Here is a 16,633-nt window from a genome sequence, read left to right as displayed (position 1 = left end):
GCGCGTGGTCCGGCCCTTGCTCGACGGGCGTGCTCGGGAGGTCCCGATGAACGTCGAGCGAGAGACGCGTGCCTGCCAGCTGGTCGACTTCGAGCGCGAGGTGCTTCGCCACCGACGCGAGCTCGTCGGCGCCGGTCTCCGACTGACCGGCTCACGCGCCGAAGCGGAGGACCTGGTGCAGGACGCGGTCATGCGCGCATGGACCTTCTGGCATCGCTTCGAGCCGGGCACGAACGGGCGCGCGTGGATGCATCGCATCCTCCTCAACACGTTCATCAACGGGTATCGCCGCAAGCGCCGCGAGCGCGACATCCTGCAGGCGGTGCACGCCGAGGAGCTGCGCGCGCAGGGCTGGGACGGCCACATCGCGGACGCGCCGGGCGAGTCGCTCGGCGACGAGGTGCAGGCCGCGCTCGACGCGCTGCCCGAGGACTTCCGGCGCGTCGTGGTGCTCGTCGATCTCGAGGAGCGCTCGTACCGCGACGCCGCCGACGCGATCGGCTGTCCGATCGGCACCGTGATGTCGCGCCTGCACCGCGCGCGTCGCGCGATGAAGCGGAAGCTCGAGGAGTACGCGGACCGCGAAGGCTACGTCGCCGAGGCGGCGTGAGCGCGCGACCGCGCGAGCGCGTGCGGCACGGCGTCCGCGACCTCGCGCGCGAAGAGCCCACGATCCGCGACCGCGGCGAGCTCCCCGGCCATCGCGTGCGCGAGCACGCCGGCACACGCCGCGTCGAACACGTCGCCCTCGCTCGCGCTCGCGAGCATCGCCGCGATCACGCCGCTCAGGACATCGCCCGTGCCCGCCACGCCGAGCGCCGGCGTCCCCGCGGGGCACACGGCGAGACGCTCGCGTGACGCGATGATCGTGCGCGCGCCCTTGAGCACGACGACCTGCCCGGTGCGCGCCGCGAGCTGCTCCGCGGCGTGATAACGCGCGGCCTGGACCTCGGCGCTCGTCGTGCCGAGCAGACGCGCGGCTTCGCCGGGGTGCGGCGTGAGCACGCGCGGCGCGCGCGCCTTCGTGAGCACGGTGGGATCGCCGGCGAGCGCACTGAGCGCGTCGGCGTCGAGCACGAGCGGGATCGTCGCTTCGATCGCGACGCGCGTCGTGTAGGCGCGCGCGGTCGCGTCGAGGCCGACGCCGGGGCCCAGCACGCCCGCGTCGCGTTGCTCGCACTCTCGGAGCGCGGCGGCGACACCGGCTTCGAGCGCCTCGGGGATCTCGCTCGTCATCAGCTCGATCACCTTCGTGTCGAGCGCGGCGCGCGCCGCCCCGCGCGCGGCGAGCGTGACGAGCCCCGCGCCCGCGCGCATCGCGCCGAGCCCGGAGAGCAACGCCGCGCCGGTGCGACCCGGCGAACCCGCGAAGATCGCGACGTGCCCCGCGCTGCCCTTGTGCGCGTCGGCGGCGCGCCGCGGCACGAGCCGCGCGAGATCGAAACGCTCGAGGAGCGACGCGCGCGCGTCGCGCGGCGCGGGCACACCGATGTCGACGAGCACGACGTCGCCCGCGTGATCCACGCCCGGGTGCTGGTGCAGCCCGCGCTTGTGCGCGGCGAACGTCGCGGTCACGCGCGCGGGCAGCACGACACCGAGCACCGCGCCCGTCTGCGCGTCGAGCCCGCTCGGGAGATCGAGCGCGAAGGACGGCACCTCGGTCGCCGCGAGCCGCTGGATCGCGTCCGCGCGGAACCCGTCGATCACGCGATCCAGACCGGTGCCGAAGAGGCCATCGACGATGACGCTCGCGCGCGCCGCGAGCGACTCGAGGTGCTCGAGATCGCTCTCCGCGACCGCGCGCACGTCGACGCCGAGGCCGCGCAGCGCGTCGAGGTTCACCCTCGCATCCCCCGCGACCTTCGCGGGATCGCCTAGCACGACGCACTCCGCGCACACGCCGCGCACGAGGAGGTGCCGCGCGACCACCCACGCATCGCCGCCGTTCTGCCCGAGCCCCCCGACGACGAGCGGACGACGCAGCCGATCCGCGAACCGCGCGCACAGCACGTCGGTCGCGCCGCGCCCCGCGTTCTCCATCAGCACGAGCCCGGGCACGCCCGCCGCGATCGCCTTCGCGTCGATCGCTCTCGATTCGTCTCGTCCGACGAGCGGCAGCATCGCCCTGCCCGCTTACCGCAGCTGCTCGCCCTCTTCGATCGCGCGCAGGAAGCGCTGCACCGCGCGATCGAGACCGACGAGCACCGCGTCCGAGATCAGCGCGTGGCCGATGTTGAGCTCGACCAGCTCGGGCACGAGCGCCACCAGCGACACCACGTTGCGCGCGGTGAGCCCGTGCCCCGCGGCGACCTTCATCGACGGTGCGTGGATGCGCGCGTAGCTCGCGGCGCGCGCGAGGCGCTCGAGCTCGCTCGTCGAGTGGCCGCGGCGCGCCTCTTCGGCGTAGTCGCCGGTGTGCAGCTCGATCATCGCGGCGCCGGTCTCGATCGACGCCTGCACCTGATCCGCGTCGGGATCGACGAACAAGCTCGTCGGGATGCCGCTCGCGTCGAGGCGCTCGCGCACGCCGCGCAGCGCGGCGAGCTGACCGCGCACGTCGAGCCCGCCCTCGGTCGTGCGCTCCTCGCGGCGCTCGGGCACCAGCGTGACGAGATCGGGCCGCACCTGCAGCGCGACGCGAACCATCTCCTCGGTCGCCGCCATCTCGAGGTTCAGCATCGTCTTCACGGTGCGGCGCAGCACCTCGACGTCGCGCAGCTGGATGTGCCGCCGATCCTCGCGCAGATGGACCGTGATGCCGTGCGCGCCCGCCCACTCGCAGAGCATCGCGGCCTCGACGGGATCCGGGTACTCGGTGCCGCGCGCCTGACGGATGGTCGCGACGTGATCGACGTTGACGTGGAGACGAACGCGCATGGGTCGCGCGAATGTAGCACCCACGTGCTCCCACGACGGAGCGTGCCAAGTGGACCACTGGGGCTACACGTCGAGGACCAAGCCGTCCTCGGCGAGCACGAGCTCGCCCGTGTAGCCCGCGGCGCGCACCTCGCCCGCGACGTCGACGTCGTCGCACTGCGGATAGAAGTGCGTGAGCACCACGCGCGAGAGCTTCGCGTCCACCGCGGTCTCCGCGGCCGTGCGCGTGTTGAGGTGCTTCGTCGTCGCGCGCGACGCGGGATAGCTGCACTCGAGCAAAGCCACGTGGGCGCCGCGACACAGCGCCGTCAGCTCGGGGCACTTGCCGCTGTCGCCGCTGAACGCGAGCACGCGCCCACCGCACGTCACGCGCAGCCCGAGCGAGCCGGCGACGTGGAGCACCTCGCGCGCGTCGATCGTGAACGGCCCGACCACGCGGCGATCCCCGTCGCGCAGCTCGATCACCTCGCGCATGCCGAGAGGATCCATCACGGCGCTGCCGTAGAGACCTTCGAGCCCGTCGATCAGCGCGTGGTGCCCGACCGGGCCGAGCATCGCGAGCGGCGTGCGCACCGGCGGATCGGGCACGTTGCGACCGAACATCACGGGCGCGAGATCCGCGCAGTGATCGACGTGGTGGTGCGTCACCACGATGCCGCGCACGCGCTCGAACGTGATCCCGAACGCGGGCCATCGTCGCGTGCTGCCCGGACCGCACTCGATCAGCAGCACCTCGCCGCTCGGCGCGATCAGCGCGTAGCCGCTCGCGCCGCGCCGCGGATGCGGGATCGCGGTGCCGGACCCGAGGATCGCGAGCTTCAGACGTAGTCTCCGCTGACGCGCACGAGCGTGTGGTGCTCGTGCGTTCGCGCGAGCACCACGTCGACGGTCTCGGTCCGACACTGCGCGTGCCACACCAGCAGGTGCGCGACGAGCCGGATCAGATCCGAGTCGTGCAGGTGCGGCGCGCGGTCGAGCAGTCGCACGCCCCACTGCTCGCGCCCCTCGAACACCTCGGCGCGCGCGATGGTCGTGCCCGCCTCGTCGACCACGTCCCAGTGCTGCTGGGCGCGCGTCGAGACGTCGTCGACGCGCGCACCTTGTGGAGGGACGCGCTGGTAGCGCATCCGATCGAGCGCGAGCCCCGTCCCGTCCATCGCCCCCTCCACTCGACAGAAAGGCCGTTCGCTACGGCTCGTAGCGACGCCGCAGCAGCTCGCCGATCGCGTCGCGGATCGACGGCTCGGCGTAACCGACCTGCTTCTCGAGCCGCTCGACGGTGCCCTTCGCGCGCGCGATGCGCTCCGCGTCGAGGTGCGCCGTCTCCGCGTTCACCGTCGCGATCACGTCGCGCGCGATCTCGGCGAGCTGCTTCTTGCGCTTGCCGTACGTCGCCTCGCGCACCTGCTGGATGTAGCGCGGGAAGAGGCGCGGATAGCTCACCTTCTCGCCGGGATGATCGAGCGCGTGCGCGGCCACTGCGCTGATGAGATCGCGCCGGAACGAGTCGTTGTTCCGCTGCACGCCGAGCATGCCCTCGACGTTCTCCATCAGCTTCTGATCGGGCTCCTCGTACTGCCCGGTGACCGGGTTGTACACGCGCTCGCGCTTCACCCAGTTCGAGACGTGCGTGACGTACTTGTCGAAGAGATCGAGGTACTGCGTCTCTTCCACGAGGCCGGTGCTCCTGCGGAACTCGTCGTCGACGCGATCGAGCCAGCGCTCGCGCACGACGTCGACGAACCCGCGGTGATCGTGGTAGCCGCCCTCCGGCGTCTCCTTGAGGAAGTCGTAGTCGTCCGCCTCGCAGAGCTCGCGGATGCGCGCGAGCACCGCGAGCGGCGAGAGGCACTTGAACGCCGGGTCCTGCGCCGCGTCGAGCAGCAGCACGCGGATCTCGCGCGGCGACGCGCCGGTCGAGCCCTCGTAGTTCGGCCAGGTGTCGGTCTCGTGCTTCACCTCGGCGAAGTTCGCGCGGAGGATCTGCGACTCTTCGTTCGAGAAGCGGTTCGGGATCACGAGGTCCGCGTAGTACTCCGCCTTCTCGATCGGCGTGAGCGACGACGCGAGCTGCCCGAGCTTCTTGTTCTCGTAGCTCTCGGTCTGCGGGCGACGGAGGCGCGTGAGCGTGGCCCAGAGCGCGGCGACGTACGTCGCGTGCGGCGCGACGTGCGTGCGCACCTGCGGGACGATCTGCGCGTCGTAGATGCCCTGCTCGGCCTTGTAGTCGAGGAGGTACGGGACGCGCACCAGCGAGAGCCGGCCGCGGAACGAGCGGTACTCGTGGTGCTCGCGGAACGCCTTGAGGTGGATGTCGTTCGACGTCGAGACGAACACCGCGTTCAGCGGGAGCACGCTCTGCGCGAGCGCGATCTCGCCCTCCTCCACCGCGAGCAGCAAATAGCGCCACGCGTCGAGCGGACGCTTCAGGAGATCGCTGAACTCGAGCAGGCCACCGCTCGCGTCGACGAGCTCGCCGTGCGTCTCGTACAGCGAGAGCGACGCGAGCGACGCGGGCAGCGCCGCGAGCGAGCGATCCATCGTGATCTGTCGCTCCTGCGCGTCGACGGCCATCTGCGGGCCGACCGTCACGGCAGCCTGGCGATAGCGCTCCGACACGTAGAAGCGCTCGACGCGCACGTGCGCGAGCACGCGGCGCAGGTCACCGCGATACGCCGTCAGGAGCGCCTCGAAGATCTGCTTGTTCTTCGCGCCGAGCTGGCCCTCCATGACGAGCGCGGTCGGCACCTCCTGGATGTTCGCGGCTTCGTACGCGTCGCGCACCAGGCGACGGCGCTCGGGGCGCGGCAGGAGCAGCAGCGGGCTCTCGCGCAGCTCGCTCACCATGCGCAGATCGATCTGCGCGTCGGGCAGGTGCGCGAACGATCCGTCGCGCATCATCGAGTCGTCGTTCGAGCCGAAGCCCACGGTGCGACCGTCGCGGCCGCGCGGGAAGATCCACGAGAAGACGTAGAGCGCGCCGTCGTCGGTCTCGGAGTACGCCTCGAGGCCCTTCATCATGCAGTGCACGAAGGTCGTCTTCGCGCTGCCGTTCGGGCCGTGCAGCATCACGAGCTTGTTGATGCGGCCCTCGCGCACGAAGTTGCCGAGCACGCGATAGAACGCCTGCTGGATGTCCTCGTGGCCGACGAGGTAGTCGTGGCGGCGGCGCCCGTCGGTCTCCTTCAGGAACGCGAGATCGAACAGCTTGAACCGCGTCTGCGGGCCACCGGGCTTCGATAGCGTCTCCTTGCCGAAGTGATCGAAGCAGTCGCGCAGGTAACGCGCCGCGTCGCGGCTGTGACGCCAGGGGTGCTGGCGGAAGAGCGCGAGGTACTCCTCGAAGGAGAGCACGCGCTTCTGCGACGCGAAGCGATCGCGAATCGAGGCGCCGATGCGCTCCAGGACTTCCGAGCTGTCCAGCTTGGGGCCGTTCTCCATGCGGTTCGGCGAGCTCCGTGTCGGAAGGTTTTGGGGACCGAGAGCGCCGCCTCGACGCATCGAGGCGATCGCGATCACGGCGCGGCGATCACTGCGTCGCGGTCGCGCCCTCGGCGGGCGCGGCGGCGCCGCCGACCGGCAGGACGAGCGCGAGCGTGCGGCAGTCGGGCATGCACGACTCCGGCGTGCACACCGCGAAGTCGACCTCCGCGACGACGCGGTGCTCGCCCGCCGCGCGCGCGGTGAAGGGCACCTGGAAGCGTGCGCGCGGCTCGACCATCTCGGCCGCGTCGTCGGGCCCGAGCTCGGCGCGCTGGAACGCGACGTCGCCGGGGCCCTGGAGGCGGATCGCCATCGGGTACTGCGTGTTCACGTGGTAGTTGCCGCGCGGCGTGAGCGCGATGTCGAAGCGGCCCTCCTCACCCGGTGCATAGGGCCCGCTCGCGGTCGCGCGAAGCTCGAACGACGGATCCTCCGCGACCTCGCGCGCCGCCGCGGGATCACCACAGCCTCCCCCGGGCGCGGGCGCCTGCGCGGTGGTCGGCGCGCCGCTGCCTGCGCCCTCGGGCGCCGGGGCGGGCTCCGCCGCGCGCTCTTCGCCACCGCACGCCACCATCGCGAGCGCGCAGAAGAGAGCGCCCACGGCACGAACGACTCCGCGCATCCTGACCTCCACCATCTGTTCGCTACGTAGCACACCGGGCCGCGACACCGGTACCGTGACACCCATGCGATGGCTGCTCGCCGCGACGCTCCTGACCGCGCTCGGATGCGGCGCGTCGAGCGTGCCGTGCGCGTCGTCGCTCGCGTGCGGCGAGGGGCGCGTGTGCGGCCTCGACGGGGCGTGTGGCGGCCTGCCGCCGAGCGCCGGGCACGCGGCGCATCGTGCGCCCGAGAGCTGGGCGATCACCGAGGACGGCGCGCCTCGCGCGCTCGAGCGCGGCGACGACGCGATCACGATCGGCGGCGCGCGCCACGGCGCGCTGTGGCTGCGATTCGATCCCTTGCTCGACGCGCCGGAGCGCGCGGTGCTCGTGCTGCACGCGCCCGATCCCGCGACGCGTCGCGCGCGCGAGGGCACGATCACGATCACGCGCCCCGATGGTCACGAGCTCGCGCGGGCGCGCGTCACGACGGGCGCGGCACGCCCGATCACGATCACGATCCCCATCGAGGCACAGCGCACGATCGAGCTCGTCGTGCGCGCCGATCACGCGCTCACGGTCGCGACGCCGCGACACCTCGAGCCCCGTCGGCGCCCCCGCCTCGAGCTCGTGCTTCGATAAGCACACATCGAAGCGCGCCGGACGAGCGCGTCAGAAACGTGGTCGCCGACGGCCGCCGCCAGACCATTTCGTCAAAAACGGCAGCGTCGACACCCGCCGCCAGACCATTTCGTCAAAAACGGCAGCGTCGACACCCGCCGCCAGACCATTTCGTCAAAAACGGCAGCGTCGACACCCGCCGCCAGACGATTTCGTCAAAAACGGCAGCGTCGACACCCCCCGCCAGACGATTTCGTCAAAAAGGCAGCGTCGACACCCGCCGCCAGACGATTTCGTCAAAACGGCATCGTCGACGACCGCCGCCAGACGAGCTCGTGTGCGCCGGGAGGGCCCAATCGATCGGATCCGGCCGCCGCAAGAGAGCAAGCGGGGCTGGGGCCCCGCGCGCAGCGTTTGGGGAGGGGGGCCCCGATCCGGCTTCGCCGGTCGGGGGGAGGGGTCTTCCAAGACCCCTCCGGCAGCTCAGTACAGGAGCGTCGCGCTGATCGTCGTCGGCAGCTCCGCCATGCGCTGGCAGAGCTCCTCGCCCACGCGACGCGCCGTCTCCTCCGACACGTCCATCACGAGGTAGCCGATGTTCGCGTCGGTCGCGAGCACCTGACCGACCACGTTCGCGCTCGCCTCCGACACGATGCGGTTCACGTCGCGCAGCACGCCCGGCACGTTGCGGTGCACGTGCGTGAAGCGGTGCACGCCGTCGCGCTTCGGCAGCTCGGCGTTCGGGAAGTTCACCGCGCCGTTCGTCGCGCCGTACTTGAGGAAGCGGATCAGCGTGTTCGAGACCTCGTGACCGATCGCGACCTGCGCCTCCGCCGTCGAGCCACCGATGTGCGGCGTGAGCACGACGTTGGGCAGGCTCTGCAGCTCGCTCACGAAGCGACCGTCGTTGCCCTCGGGCTCGACCGGGAACACGTCGATCGCCGCGCCGCCGAGGTGACCGGTCTTGATCCCCTCCGCGAGCGCCGGGATGTCGACGACGGTGCCGCGGCTCGCGTTGATCAGGTACGCGCCCTTCTTCATCAGCGCGATCTGCTTCTGCCCGATCATGTCCTTCGTCGACGGCGTCTCGGGGACGTGCAGCGTCACGAAATCGGACTTCTCGAGCAGCTCCTCGAGGCTCTGCGCCGCGCGGTTGTTGCCCATCGGCAGGCGCGCCGACACGTCGAAGAAGAGCACGTTCATGCCGAACGCCTCGGCGAGCACGCCGACCTGACGACCGATGTGCCCGTAGCCGACGATGCCGAGCGTCTTGCCGCGGATCTCGCGCGAGCCCTCGGCGCTCTTCGTCCACACGCCGCGGTGCATCTCGTTGTTCCGATCGCCGAAGCGACGCGCGAGCATCACGATCTCGCACATCATCATCTCGGCGACGCTGCGCGTGTTCGAGAACGGCGCGTTGAACGCCGGGATGCCGCGACGGTTCGCCTCGTCGAGCGCGATCTGGTTCGTGCCGATGCAGAACGCGCCGATCGCGCGCAGCCTGTCGGCGGCCGCGAGCACCTTCGGCGTGATCGTCGTCTTGCTGCGCAGGCCGACCGCGACGACGCCCTTGATGCGCTCGCAGAGCTCGTCCTCGGGCAGCGCCTTCTTGAGGAGCTCGACCTCGAAGCCCTCGGCCTCGAGGTTCGCGCGCGCGTCGGGGTGGATGTTCTCGAGGAGCAGGATCCGTCCGGCGTCGGTCATGGCGTTCGCGCGTGCATGTGCGCGTGTTGACGCGACGTGTCAAGGGCGCGCCCGACACGTCGCGGGGAGCCAATCAGCGCGTCGCGGTGCCGCTGTTCCCGTGGGTGTCGGTCACGGTCAGCGAGGTCCAGCTCGCAGGCGGCGAGAGCGTGCCGCGGCCCGACGCATCGAGCGTGATCTCGGTCGGCGCGCCGCCGTCGAACGCGACCTCGATCGTCTCGCCGCGGAGCGGCGCGGGGCGCGTCGCGCCGCTCTCGAGGTCGAGCAGTCGATACCCGAACGGCGCGCTCGCGCTCACCTCGATCGACGTGTCGCTCACGACGACGCCCAGCGTCGCCGGCGAGACGCGGAACGGCTCGCTCGTGATCTCGTAGCCCGGCCCGACCACGCGGAAGCGATACGCCCCCACCGGCGCGCCGCGACGAGGCGCGAGCGGGTACGTGCCCGCGGCGTCGTCGAGCCAGCCCACCGCCTGCCACTCTGCGGCCCAGTAGTGCGTGCGCGCGCCGTCGCCCGAGAGCGGATCCGGAGTCCACGTCAGCAGCACGTCGCCCTCGCCCACCGCGCGGCCGCTGGGGCGCGCCACCGTCTCCCAGGTGTCCGTCGCGGTCTCGCGCTCGATCGTGACCACGGGTGATCCCGCGAGCGGGTCGGCCCCGATCCACACGAAGTACGCGGACTCGAGCCGCGCGACCTCGAGCGGCTGCGCCGCGACCGGACGACCGCGGCGCGTGAGCAGCGTCGGCGGCACCGAGCTCGGCACCGTGCCCGCGAGCGGCGCGGCGTCGGGCTCGAGCGCGTCGTCCATCACCGGCACCTGCACGCGCGTGGTGCCGCCCTCGGTCGCGTCCTCGCGCTCGGTCGACATCGCGAGCGGGATGAGGCGCGCGGCCTCCTCCATGATCGCCTCGCCCTCGAGCGGGCCCCAGAACGTGATCGTCGGCTCGTAGCCGCCGCGCAGCCAGTCCTCGGCGGTCATCATGTAGCCGCCGTGATCCTGCGCGTAGCCGACGACGATCGTGTGATCCGCGTCGACGCTCGAGAGCTCCCGCAGGCGATCGACGAGCAGCGTCACCGGCTCGCCGGGCAACGTGACGAGCACGAAGTCGCCGATGCGCGCCGCGCTCACCGTGGTGCGCGTGGTGTCGCAGATCGGCGGCTCGTCGAGCGTCACGTCGAGCGTGCTCTCGAAGATCGTGTCGACCTCCTGGAGCATCAGGCAGCTCGGGTACGGCGTGTCGTCGAGGTCCGCGACGCCCGGCATCTGCGCGAGCGAGAGCACGAGGTCGCCGCTGCAGAGCGCGGCGCCGTAGGGCGCGTTGAACTCGTCGATCGGCGAGATCACGCGCGTGCGCGTCTCGGGATCCTCCCAGATGCGCCCGTCCGCCTCGCGGCGCAGATCGAACTCCGCGTACGAGAGCGCGCCGTCGCGCACCGTGAAGCGCTCGTGGCCGGGGCCGCGCGGCACCGAGCGCGAGACCATCTCGAGCTCCGCGCTCTCGCGCATCGACTCACCGGCGCTCGTCCACGCGGCGACGATCGCGGCGCGCGCGTTCCATCCGACGCTCTCGACACGCGCGTAGTCGCGGCACAGCGGGCCGCGGCAGTGCCCGTCCTGGCAGGTCTCGAGGCCCTCGCACTGCTCGTCGCTCGTGCACGTCGCGCCGAGATCGCACTGCGTCGCGCCCTCGAGCCCGACCGGCGACACGTCGCCCGCCGCGCCCTGCAGGTGGATCACGACGACGCGATCCTCGAACGCGCCCTCGAGCACGCGCTCGATCGCGCCCGGCGCGTCACCGCTGATCATCGGGTTGTCGGCGTCGAGCACCGTGCCGTGGATGCCGAACACCGGGATGACCGCGATCGGCGTGCCGTCGGTCTCGTCGACGCGGATCACGAAGAGGTCGTCGTCGTCGTGGCGACCGCCCGCGAGATCGTCGTTCTCGCCGCGACGATCGCGGTTGACGCGATCCTCGGGATCGAACCCGCCCTGGTGCGCGATCCCGACGCGTGCCGGACGGCGGTTCGCGAGCGCTTCGCGCGCCGCGGCCTCCATGTCGGCGAGGATCGCGTCGTAGGCGGTGCGGCGGAACGCGCCGAAGCCGACCTGCATCGCCGAGTGCCCGGTGTAGTTCGCGAACGCGCTGTGCGAGTGGCTGACCGCGAAGAGCACCTTGCCGCTGAACGCGGGGCCGAGGCGCGCCTCGAGCTCGTGGGTGAGGCCCTGGTACGCGACGCCGAGCTCGGCCTTCACGATCAGGATCGTCTCGTCGCCCGCGGGGCTCGCCTCGTCGTACGTGCCGCTCGTGATCGCGACGACGCGCACGTGCGGCCAGGTCTCGATGCCGACCGAGGGCGCGAACGAGCCCGCGAGCTCCGCCTCGCGATCGTCGACGTAGCCGTCCGAGCCGAAGTTCGCCGAGCGCGAGGTGTACGCGCCGAGCGTCACGCCGAGCGGGATCGAGATGGGGCGCTCCGCCGCGCCCGCGCTGAGCGTCCCCGCGCTCACGGTTCCGCCGGCGCGCGCCGTCGCGGGCATCTCCACGTACGTGCAGTGATCGGTCGACGGGGGCGGCGCGGGTGGACCGCCGTCGACGGGCCCCGCGTCGGGAGCGACGACGTCGTCGTCATCGCCGCACCCGAGCGCGAGCGTCGAGACGAAGGCGAGACACAGGGCCCAGCGTGCGATCGACCTATGCGGCACGGCGACTCCCCTCGGCGGCCCGTCGTGAAGGAAGGACGGGGCGATGGCCATCCTAGGAGGACGCACAACCACGCTTCAATTGGCACTTCCGGCCCGGAGTCGAGCGACGCGTATGTCTCTTGCTCCGCAGACCTCGCCTCCCATACGCTGCTCCCCAGGAAACTACGCGTGCGAAGGGTCAGCTCCGGCCTCACCGACGTCGGTCGTAGGCGTGTCTCGAACGAAGACGCCTTCGGCCTCGACGACGAGCTCGGCCTCTACGTCGTCGCCGACGGGATGGGTGGTCACGCCGCGGGCGAGATCGCGAGCCGTGAGGCCGTCGACAACGTCATGGCGATGGTGCGCCGGCAGCGCGACGTGCTCACCGCCGTGCAGCAGGGCGATCGCAGCCCCGAGACGATGCGCCGCGTGCTCCGCGTCATGGAGAGCGCGATCCAGGCCGCGACGTACATGGTCTTCGCGATCGCGGAGAACGAGCCCGAGCAGCGCGGCATGGGCACGACGCTCTCGAGCCTGCTGGTGATCGGCGACGTCGGCATCACCGGGCAGGTCGGCGACAGCCGCGTCTACCAGGTGCGCCACGGCCAGGTCACGCGCCTCACCGAGGATCACACGCTCGTCGCGTGGCAGGTGAAGCAGGGGATCATCTCGGCGGCCGAGGCCGAGCGCTCGCCGCACAAGAACGTGATCACGCGCGCGGTGGGAAGCCGCGACTACGTGCAGGTCGACACGCACGTCGTCGACATCCAGCCGGGCGACTCGTTCCTGCTCTGCTCCGACGGGCTGCACGGCTACCTCGAGGACCACGAGATCCCGGCGATCGTCGACCTCGGTCCCGCGGTCGCGACGCGGCACTTCATCGAGCTCGCGAACAAGCGCGGCGGCCGCGACAACATCACCGCGCTCGTGATCGAGATCCTCTGACTGGCCCGAGCGGCCAGCGCGGAGACCGGGAAATCCGCGAGTGAGCGCGCTCATACGCGCATTCGGGGAGCGAGCGGTGCGCTCGATACTCTCGCGCGAGCTCGTTTGAGCTCAAACGATCTCCCGGAGGCTCGGTGATGACGCCGCCCCGCTCGCTTCGACTCGCGTTCCTCTCCACCCTGCTCGCGCTCGCCGGATGCACCGAGGGCACGAACCGTCCACCCGGGCGCGTCGACGACGGCGGCACCGGCCCGGGCCCGATCATCGAGGGCATCTGCTCGAGCACCACCGACAGCGACGGAGACGGCCTCTACGACGCGATGGAGGGCACGTCCGACTGGGACGGTGACGGCACCGCGAACCACCTCGACACCGACTCCGACGGCGACGGTCTGCTCGACTCCGCGGAGTCCGGCGGGCTCGGAGGGTGCCGCGCGCGCAACAGCGACGACGACGCGATCGCCGACTACCTCGACAACGACTCCGACAACGACGGGCTCTCGGATCGCGAGGAGACCGAGCGCTACGAGACCGATCCGCTGAACCCCGACAGCGACGGCGACGGCTACATCGACGTCGCGGAGGTCGCGACCGGCCACGACCCGAACGATCGCAACGACGGCATCCCCGAAGACGACTTCTACGTCGTGCTGCCGTACCGCGGCGATCCCCAGGAGCGCGAGCTGCGCTTCGGCACGACGGTCCGTCAGGCCGACGTGTTCTTCATGATGGACCGCACCGGCTCGATGGGTGACGAGGTCGATCGGCTCAAGAGCTCGCTCGACACGGTCGTCGCGCAGATGACCGCGACGATCGACGACATCGGCGTCGGGTTCGGCGGGTTCGCGGGGTTCGGCGGTCGCGCGGGCGGTCCGTGCATGACGCTGCCGGTCGTCGGCGAGGTATGCGGCGAAGGCGACAACGGCGACGTGCCGTTCAACCTCTACGGCGTGATCACGACCGACCTGACGCGCATGCGCAGCGACCTCGCGATGATGGAGGCCGATCAGGGCGGCGCGACGTGGGCCTCGAGCAACGAGGCGCTCTATCAGGCCGCGACCGGCGAGGGCATCGCGCCGTGGGTGCCGATGCAGCGCTGCACGGCGGTGCCCGACGAAGAAGGTCGTCGCTACGGGTACCCGTGCTTCCGCCCGGGCTCGCTGCCGATCATGGTCGTGCTCACCGACACGTCGTCGCGCAACGGGCCGCTCACAGCGGGCGTCTCGGGCGGCACCTACACGCCGTCGAACTTCACGATGGGCCCGCCGCCGCACACGTACGATCAGACGCTCGCGTCGCTGCGCATGATCGGCGCGCGCGTGATCGGCGTGCTGAGCGGCACCGAGGTCAGCAATCCGACCCCGCAGGCGCAGTTCGAGACGTGGGCGCGCGAGACCGGCACGGTGTACGCCGACGGGCGCCCGATCGTGTTCAACATCTCGGGCAGCGGCGCGGGCCTCGACACGTCGATCGTCGAAGCGATCCGCGTGCTCGCCGAGGAGACGCCCCAGAACATCAGCGCCGTTCCGTACGACGGCGAGGATCTCCCGGCGCAGGATCCGCCGATCGACGCGACCGACTTCATCAAGGCGATCACGCCCGTGCGCCTGCTGGAGGACGGCGTGCCGACGGTGACGTGCCCGATGGCCGAGCGGTGCGACGACTGGGTCTTCTACGGCGTCGCGCCGGGCGACGTCGTCGAGTTCCGCGTCACGTTCCGCAACGACTTCGTCGCGCCGCGCGCGACGACGCAGCTCTTCGAGGCGCGCATCGTCGTGCTCGGCAACGGCGTGGCGGAGCTCGACGAGCGCGACGTGGTGATCATCGTGCCCGCGGGCTCGGAGCCGATCCTGATCTGATCACACGTCACGTCGGACGTCGGCGACGACGCGACGCTCGCGCATCGCGGCCTCGTACGCGCCGAGGCTCGCGATCACGGGCGCGGCGTCGACCGCGAGCGCTGCGCGATCGACGACGTGCGCGCAGCGGATGAGCCCTTCGCCCTCGACGAGCCAGACGCTCACGCGGTCGACGCCGAGCGCGCGCTGGGTGATCTGCCCGGCGCGCGCGAGGGCGCTCCCTTCGTCGTCGACGCGGAGCTGCGCGAGACGGAGGCGCGCTTGCTCCCCGGCGCGCCAGCGGGTGGAGAGGGAGTCCTCCATGCTGGACCCGGCGTACGCCCTCCGGGCGTCGCTCGCAGGCCGCTCAGCGCGTGCGCGCGCCCGGAGAGGACGTCTCCGGCGGCGGAGCGATCACCGTCGCGTCCGCGGCGCTCGCCGGCGGGCGATCGATGCCGGGCCGGCTCTCGCTCGCGGGCACACCGAGCGCGACCTCGCGGAAGTGGAGGAACAGGCTCTGCCCGATCGAGAGCACCGGGACGGCGAGCAGCGCGCCCGTGATGCCGAAGAAGTGCTCACCCGCGAGCAGCGCGAACACGACGAGCACCGGGTGCACCTTCGCGGCGTCGCCGAGGATCTTCGGGTTGAGGAGGTTCGCCTCGACCTGGTGGATGCCGATGATCCACGCCAGCACGAAGAGCGCGACGCCGAACCCGTCCTGCAGCCCGACCACGACCGCGGGGATCGAGCTGATGATCGCGCCGAAGATCGGGATGATCGAGAGCACCGTCGCGATCAGCGTGAGCAGCGGCCAGTAGTCGAGGCCCGCGATGTAGAAGCCGATGCCCGAGAGCACGCCGTTGACGAGGCAGATGACGAGCTGCCCGCGCACCACGCCCGCGAGCCCGCGATCGATGCGGCTCAGCAGCACGTCGAACATCGAGCGGCGATCGGGGCGCACCAGCTGGCGGAAGAACGCGAGGATGCTGTCGGCGCTGATCAGCAGGTACGCCGAGAGCATCAGCATGATGAAGAAGCGGAAGATGCCGCCGACCACCGCCGCGATGAACGACTGCGCGGTGCGCAGCGCCGACGCGACGCTCTGCTCGCCGTGCGCGAGCTCGCCGCGGAGCGCCTCGGTGAGCTGCACCGAGAGGTCGCGGCGCGCGGCCTCGCCCGTCGCGGCCGCAGGCCCGACCACGTAGTGCCCCTCGCCCTCTTGGCGGATCTCGACGCCGGTGTCGGGCAGCACGATCTCGTAGCCGCCCTCGTCGCGCGGCACGACGCGGATGCTGCGCACCGGCTCGGGCACGTTGGGCTCGGGGGCGCTGACCGCGTCGGGCTCGTCGGGGCTCGGAGGTGCTTCTTCTTCGACGGCGCCGAACGAGCTCGTCGCCGAGCGCAGCGTGCGGTCGAGCTGAGGCAGCCACTCGTCGCGCAGCGTGCGCACGGTGCGCGGCATCTCGCGCGAGAGCTTCTGGATCTCGGAGACCACGAGCGGCGCGCCGATCACCACGGTCGTCGCCATCGCACCGAGCAGCGAGAGATAGAGCACGAGCACCGCGGCCCAGCGCGGCGTCTTCCGCCCACCGATGCGCACGCGCTGCATGCGCTCCACGAGCGGCGCGAAGACGTACGCCACGATCAGCGCGATCGCGAACGGCGCGAGCACCTCGCGGAAGACCCAGAGGATCCCCACGACGAGGGCACCCGTCACCGCGAAGAATGCGATGCGCCGGCTGCGCGAGCCGGGCCCGCTCTGGCCCGTCAGGAGCGACGGCGGGTCAGGTCTCTCCACCAATCCCGCCTATACGCTGTTCGTCTGGAATCGTCCACGACCGCTTTTTCTTCTCGCGGGAACGGAACGACGAGTACACCTC

At 71.4% G+C, this 16,633-nt stretch carries 14 protein-coding genes; 4 read left to right on the top strand and 10 right to left on the bottom strand.

What is annotated here, in order from left to right:
• Positions 1–46 precede the first annotated feature (46 nt).
• On the top strand, positions 47–610 hold the full coding sequence (locus DB32_RS18450; RefSeq protein ID WP_075097951.1) for a sigma-70 family RNA polymerase sigma factor: 564 nt from the start codon (positions 47–49) through the stop codon (positions 608–610).
• Here DB32_RS18450 and DB32_RS18445 read toward each other — a convergent pair.
• From DB32_RS18445 to DB32_RS18420, 6 genes are all read right to left on the bottom strand, one after another.
• On the bottom strand, positions 589–2,121 hold the full coding sequence (locus DB32_RS18445; protein WP_053233776.1) for a bifunctional ADP-dependent NAD(P)H-hydrate dehydratase/NAD(P)H-hydrate epimerase: 1,533 nt from the start codon (positions 2,119–2,121) through the stop codon (positions 589–591). The genes DB32_RS18450 and DB32_RS18445 overlap by 22 nt on opposite strands.
• 12 nt (positions 2,122–2,133) lie before the next feature.
• Complete coding sequence (locus tag DB32_RS18440; RefSeq protein ID WP_053233775.1) at positions 2,134–2,877, bottom strand: pyridoxine 5'-phosphate synthase; 744 nt, start codon at positions 2,875–2,877, stop codon at positions 2,134–2,136.
• A 63-nt stretch (positions 2,878–2,940) separates the two neighbouring features.
• Positions 2,941–3,780 (bottom strand): MBL fold metallo-hydrolase, encoded by an 840-nt coding sequence (locus DB32_RS48340; RefSeq protein WP_275935482.1) that lies wholly within the window; start codon positions 3,778–3,780, stop codon positions 2,941–2,943.
• Positions 3,696–4,034 (bottom strand): hypothetical protein, encoded by a 339-nt coding sequence (locus tag DB32_RS48335; RefSeq protein WP_053233773.1) that lies wholly within the window; start codon positions 4,032–4,034, stop codon positions 3,696–3,698. Before DB32_RS48335 ends, DB32_RS48340 begins: the two co-directional genes overlap by 85 nt.
• A gap of 31 nt (positions 4,035–4,065) precedes the next feature.
• Positions 4,066–6,318, bottom strand: a complete 2,253-nt coding sequence (locus tag DB32_RS18425; protein WP_083457470.1) for a PrkA family serine protein kinase — start codon at positions 6,316–6,318, stop codon at positions 4,066–4,068.
• Positions 6,319–6,406: 88 nt separating this feature from the next.
• Positions 6,407–6,961 carry a hypothetical protein gene (locus DB32_RS18420; protein ID WP_053233772.1) on the bottom strand — a complete coding sequence of 185 codons (555 nt, stop codon included), beginning with the start codon at positions 6,959–6,961 and terminating at the stop codon, positions 6,407–6,409.
• Between the two features lie 85 nt (positions 6,962–7,046).
• Here DB32_RS18420 and DB32_RS18415 point away from each other — a divergent pair, with 85 nt between their 5' ends.
• Positions 7,047–7,604 (top strand): hypothetical protein, encoded by a 558-nt coding sequence (locus tag DB32_RS18415; protein ID WP_053233771.1) that lies wholly within the window; start codon positions 7,047–7,049, stop codon positions 7,602–7,604.
• Between the two features lie 462 nt (positions 7,605–8,066).
• Here DB32_RS18415 and serA read toward each other — a convergent pair whose 3' ends face one another.
• The gene (gene serA, locus DB32_RS18410; protein ID WP_053233770.1) at positions 8,067–9,287 is read right to left on the bottom strand and encodes a phosphoglycerate dehydrogenase; all 1,221 of its coding nucleotides are present in this window, start codon (positions 9,285–9,287) and stop codon (positions 8,067–8,069) included.
• Between the two features lie 73 nt (positions 9,288–9,360).
• Positions 9,361–11,991: a neutral/alkaline non-lysosomal ceramidase N-terminal domain-containing protein gene (locus tag DB32_RS49985; RefSeq protein ID WP_053233769.1), complete on the bottom strand. Its 2,631-nt coding sequence runs from the start codon at positions 11,989–11,991 to the stop codon at positions 9,361–9,363.
• Between the two features lie 168 nt (positions 11,992–12,159).
• On the opposite strand from DB32_RS49985, the gene DB32_RS18400 reads away from it, so the two are divergent.
• Positions 12,160–12,915 (top strand): PP2C family protein-serine/threonine phosphatase, encoded by a 756-nt coding sequence (locus DB32_RS18400; protein WP_053233768.1) that lies wholly within the window; start codon positions 12,160–12,162, stop codon positions 12,913–12,915.
• 137 nt (positions 12,916–13,052) lie between these two features.
• Entirely contained in the window at positions 13,053–14,774 is a 1,722-nt protein-coding gene (locus DB32_RS18395) for a hypothetical protein (protein ID WP_053233767.1), read from the top strand.
• Here DB32_RS18395 and DB32_RS18390 read toward each other — a convergent pair whose 3' ends face one another.
• Together DB32_RS18390 and DB32_RS18385 are read right to left on the bottom strand one after the other, a co-directional pair.
• A complete protein-coding gene (locus DB32_RS18390) occupies positions 14,775–15,077 on the bottom strand; it encodes a hypothetical protein (protein ID WP_053233766.1) in 303 nt (100 codons plus the stop codon).
• Positions 15,078–15,120: 43 nt separating this feature from the next.
• Positions 15,121–16,551 carry an AI-2E family transporter gene (locus DB32_RS18385; protein ID WP_053233765.1) on the bottom strand — a complete coding sequence of 477 codons (1,431 nt, stop codon included), beginning with the start codon at positions 16,549–16,551 and terminating at the stop codon, positions 15,121–15,123.
• Positions 16,552–16,633: the final 82 nt, after the last annotated feature.

Source organism: Sandaracinus amylolyticus (assembly GCF_000737325.1).
GTDB lineage: Bacteria > Myxococcota_A > Polyangia > Polyangiales > Sandaracinaceae > Sandaracinus > Sandaracinus amylolyticus.
Note: the sequence above shows the minus strand (reverse complement) of the source record. Positions and strands in the feature narration are given on the sequence as shown.

What these genes read in the sequence shown, in the direction of transcription:
- DB32_RS18450 (WP_075097951.1), top strand. Translation starts at nt 47, where the DNA reads ATGAACGTCGAGCGAGAGACGCGTGCCTGCCAGCTGGTCGACTTCGAG.
- DB32_RS18445 (WP_053233776.1), bottom strand. Translation starts at nt 2,121, where the DNA reads ATGCTGCCGCTCGTCGGACGAGACGAATCGAGAGCGATCGACGCGAAG.
- DB32_RS18440 (WP_053233775.1), bottom strand. Translation starts at nt 2,877, where the DNA reads ATGCGCGTTCGTCTCCACGTCAACGTCGATCACGTCGCGACCATCCGT.
- DB32_RS48335 (WP_053233773.1), bottom strand. Translation starts at nt 4,034, where the DNA reads ATGGACGGGACGGGGCTCGCGCTCGATCGGATGCGCTACCAGCGCGTC.
- DB32_RS18425 (WP_083457470.1), bottom strand. Translation starts at nt 6,318, where the DNA reads ATGGAGAACGGCCCCAAGCTGGACAGCTCGGAAGTCCTGGAGCGCATC.
- DB32_RS18415 (WP_053233771.1), top strand. Translation starts at nt 7,047, where the DNA reads ATGCGATGGCTGCTCGCCGCGACGCTCCTGACCGCGCTCGGATGCGGC.
- serA (WP_053233770.1), bottom strand. Translation starts at nt 9,287, where the DNA reads ATGACCGACGCCGGACGGATCCTGCTCCTCGAGAACATCCACCCCGAC.
- DB32_RS18395 (WP_053233767.1), top strand. Translation starts at nt 13,053, where the DNA reads ATGACGCCGCCCCGCTCGCTTCGACTCGCGTTCCTCTCCACCCTGCTC.
- DB32_RS18390 (WP_053233766.1), bottom strand. Translation starts at nt 15,077, where the DNA reads ATGGAGGACTCCCTCTCCACCCGCTGGCGCGCCGGGGAGCAAGCGCGC.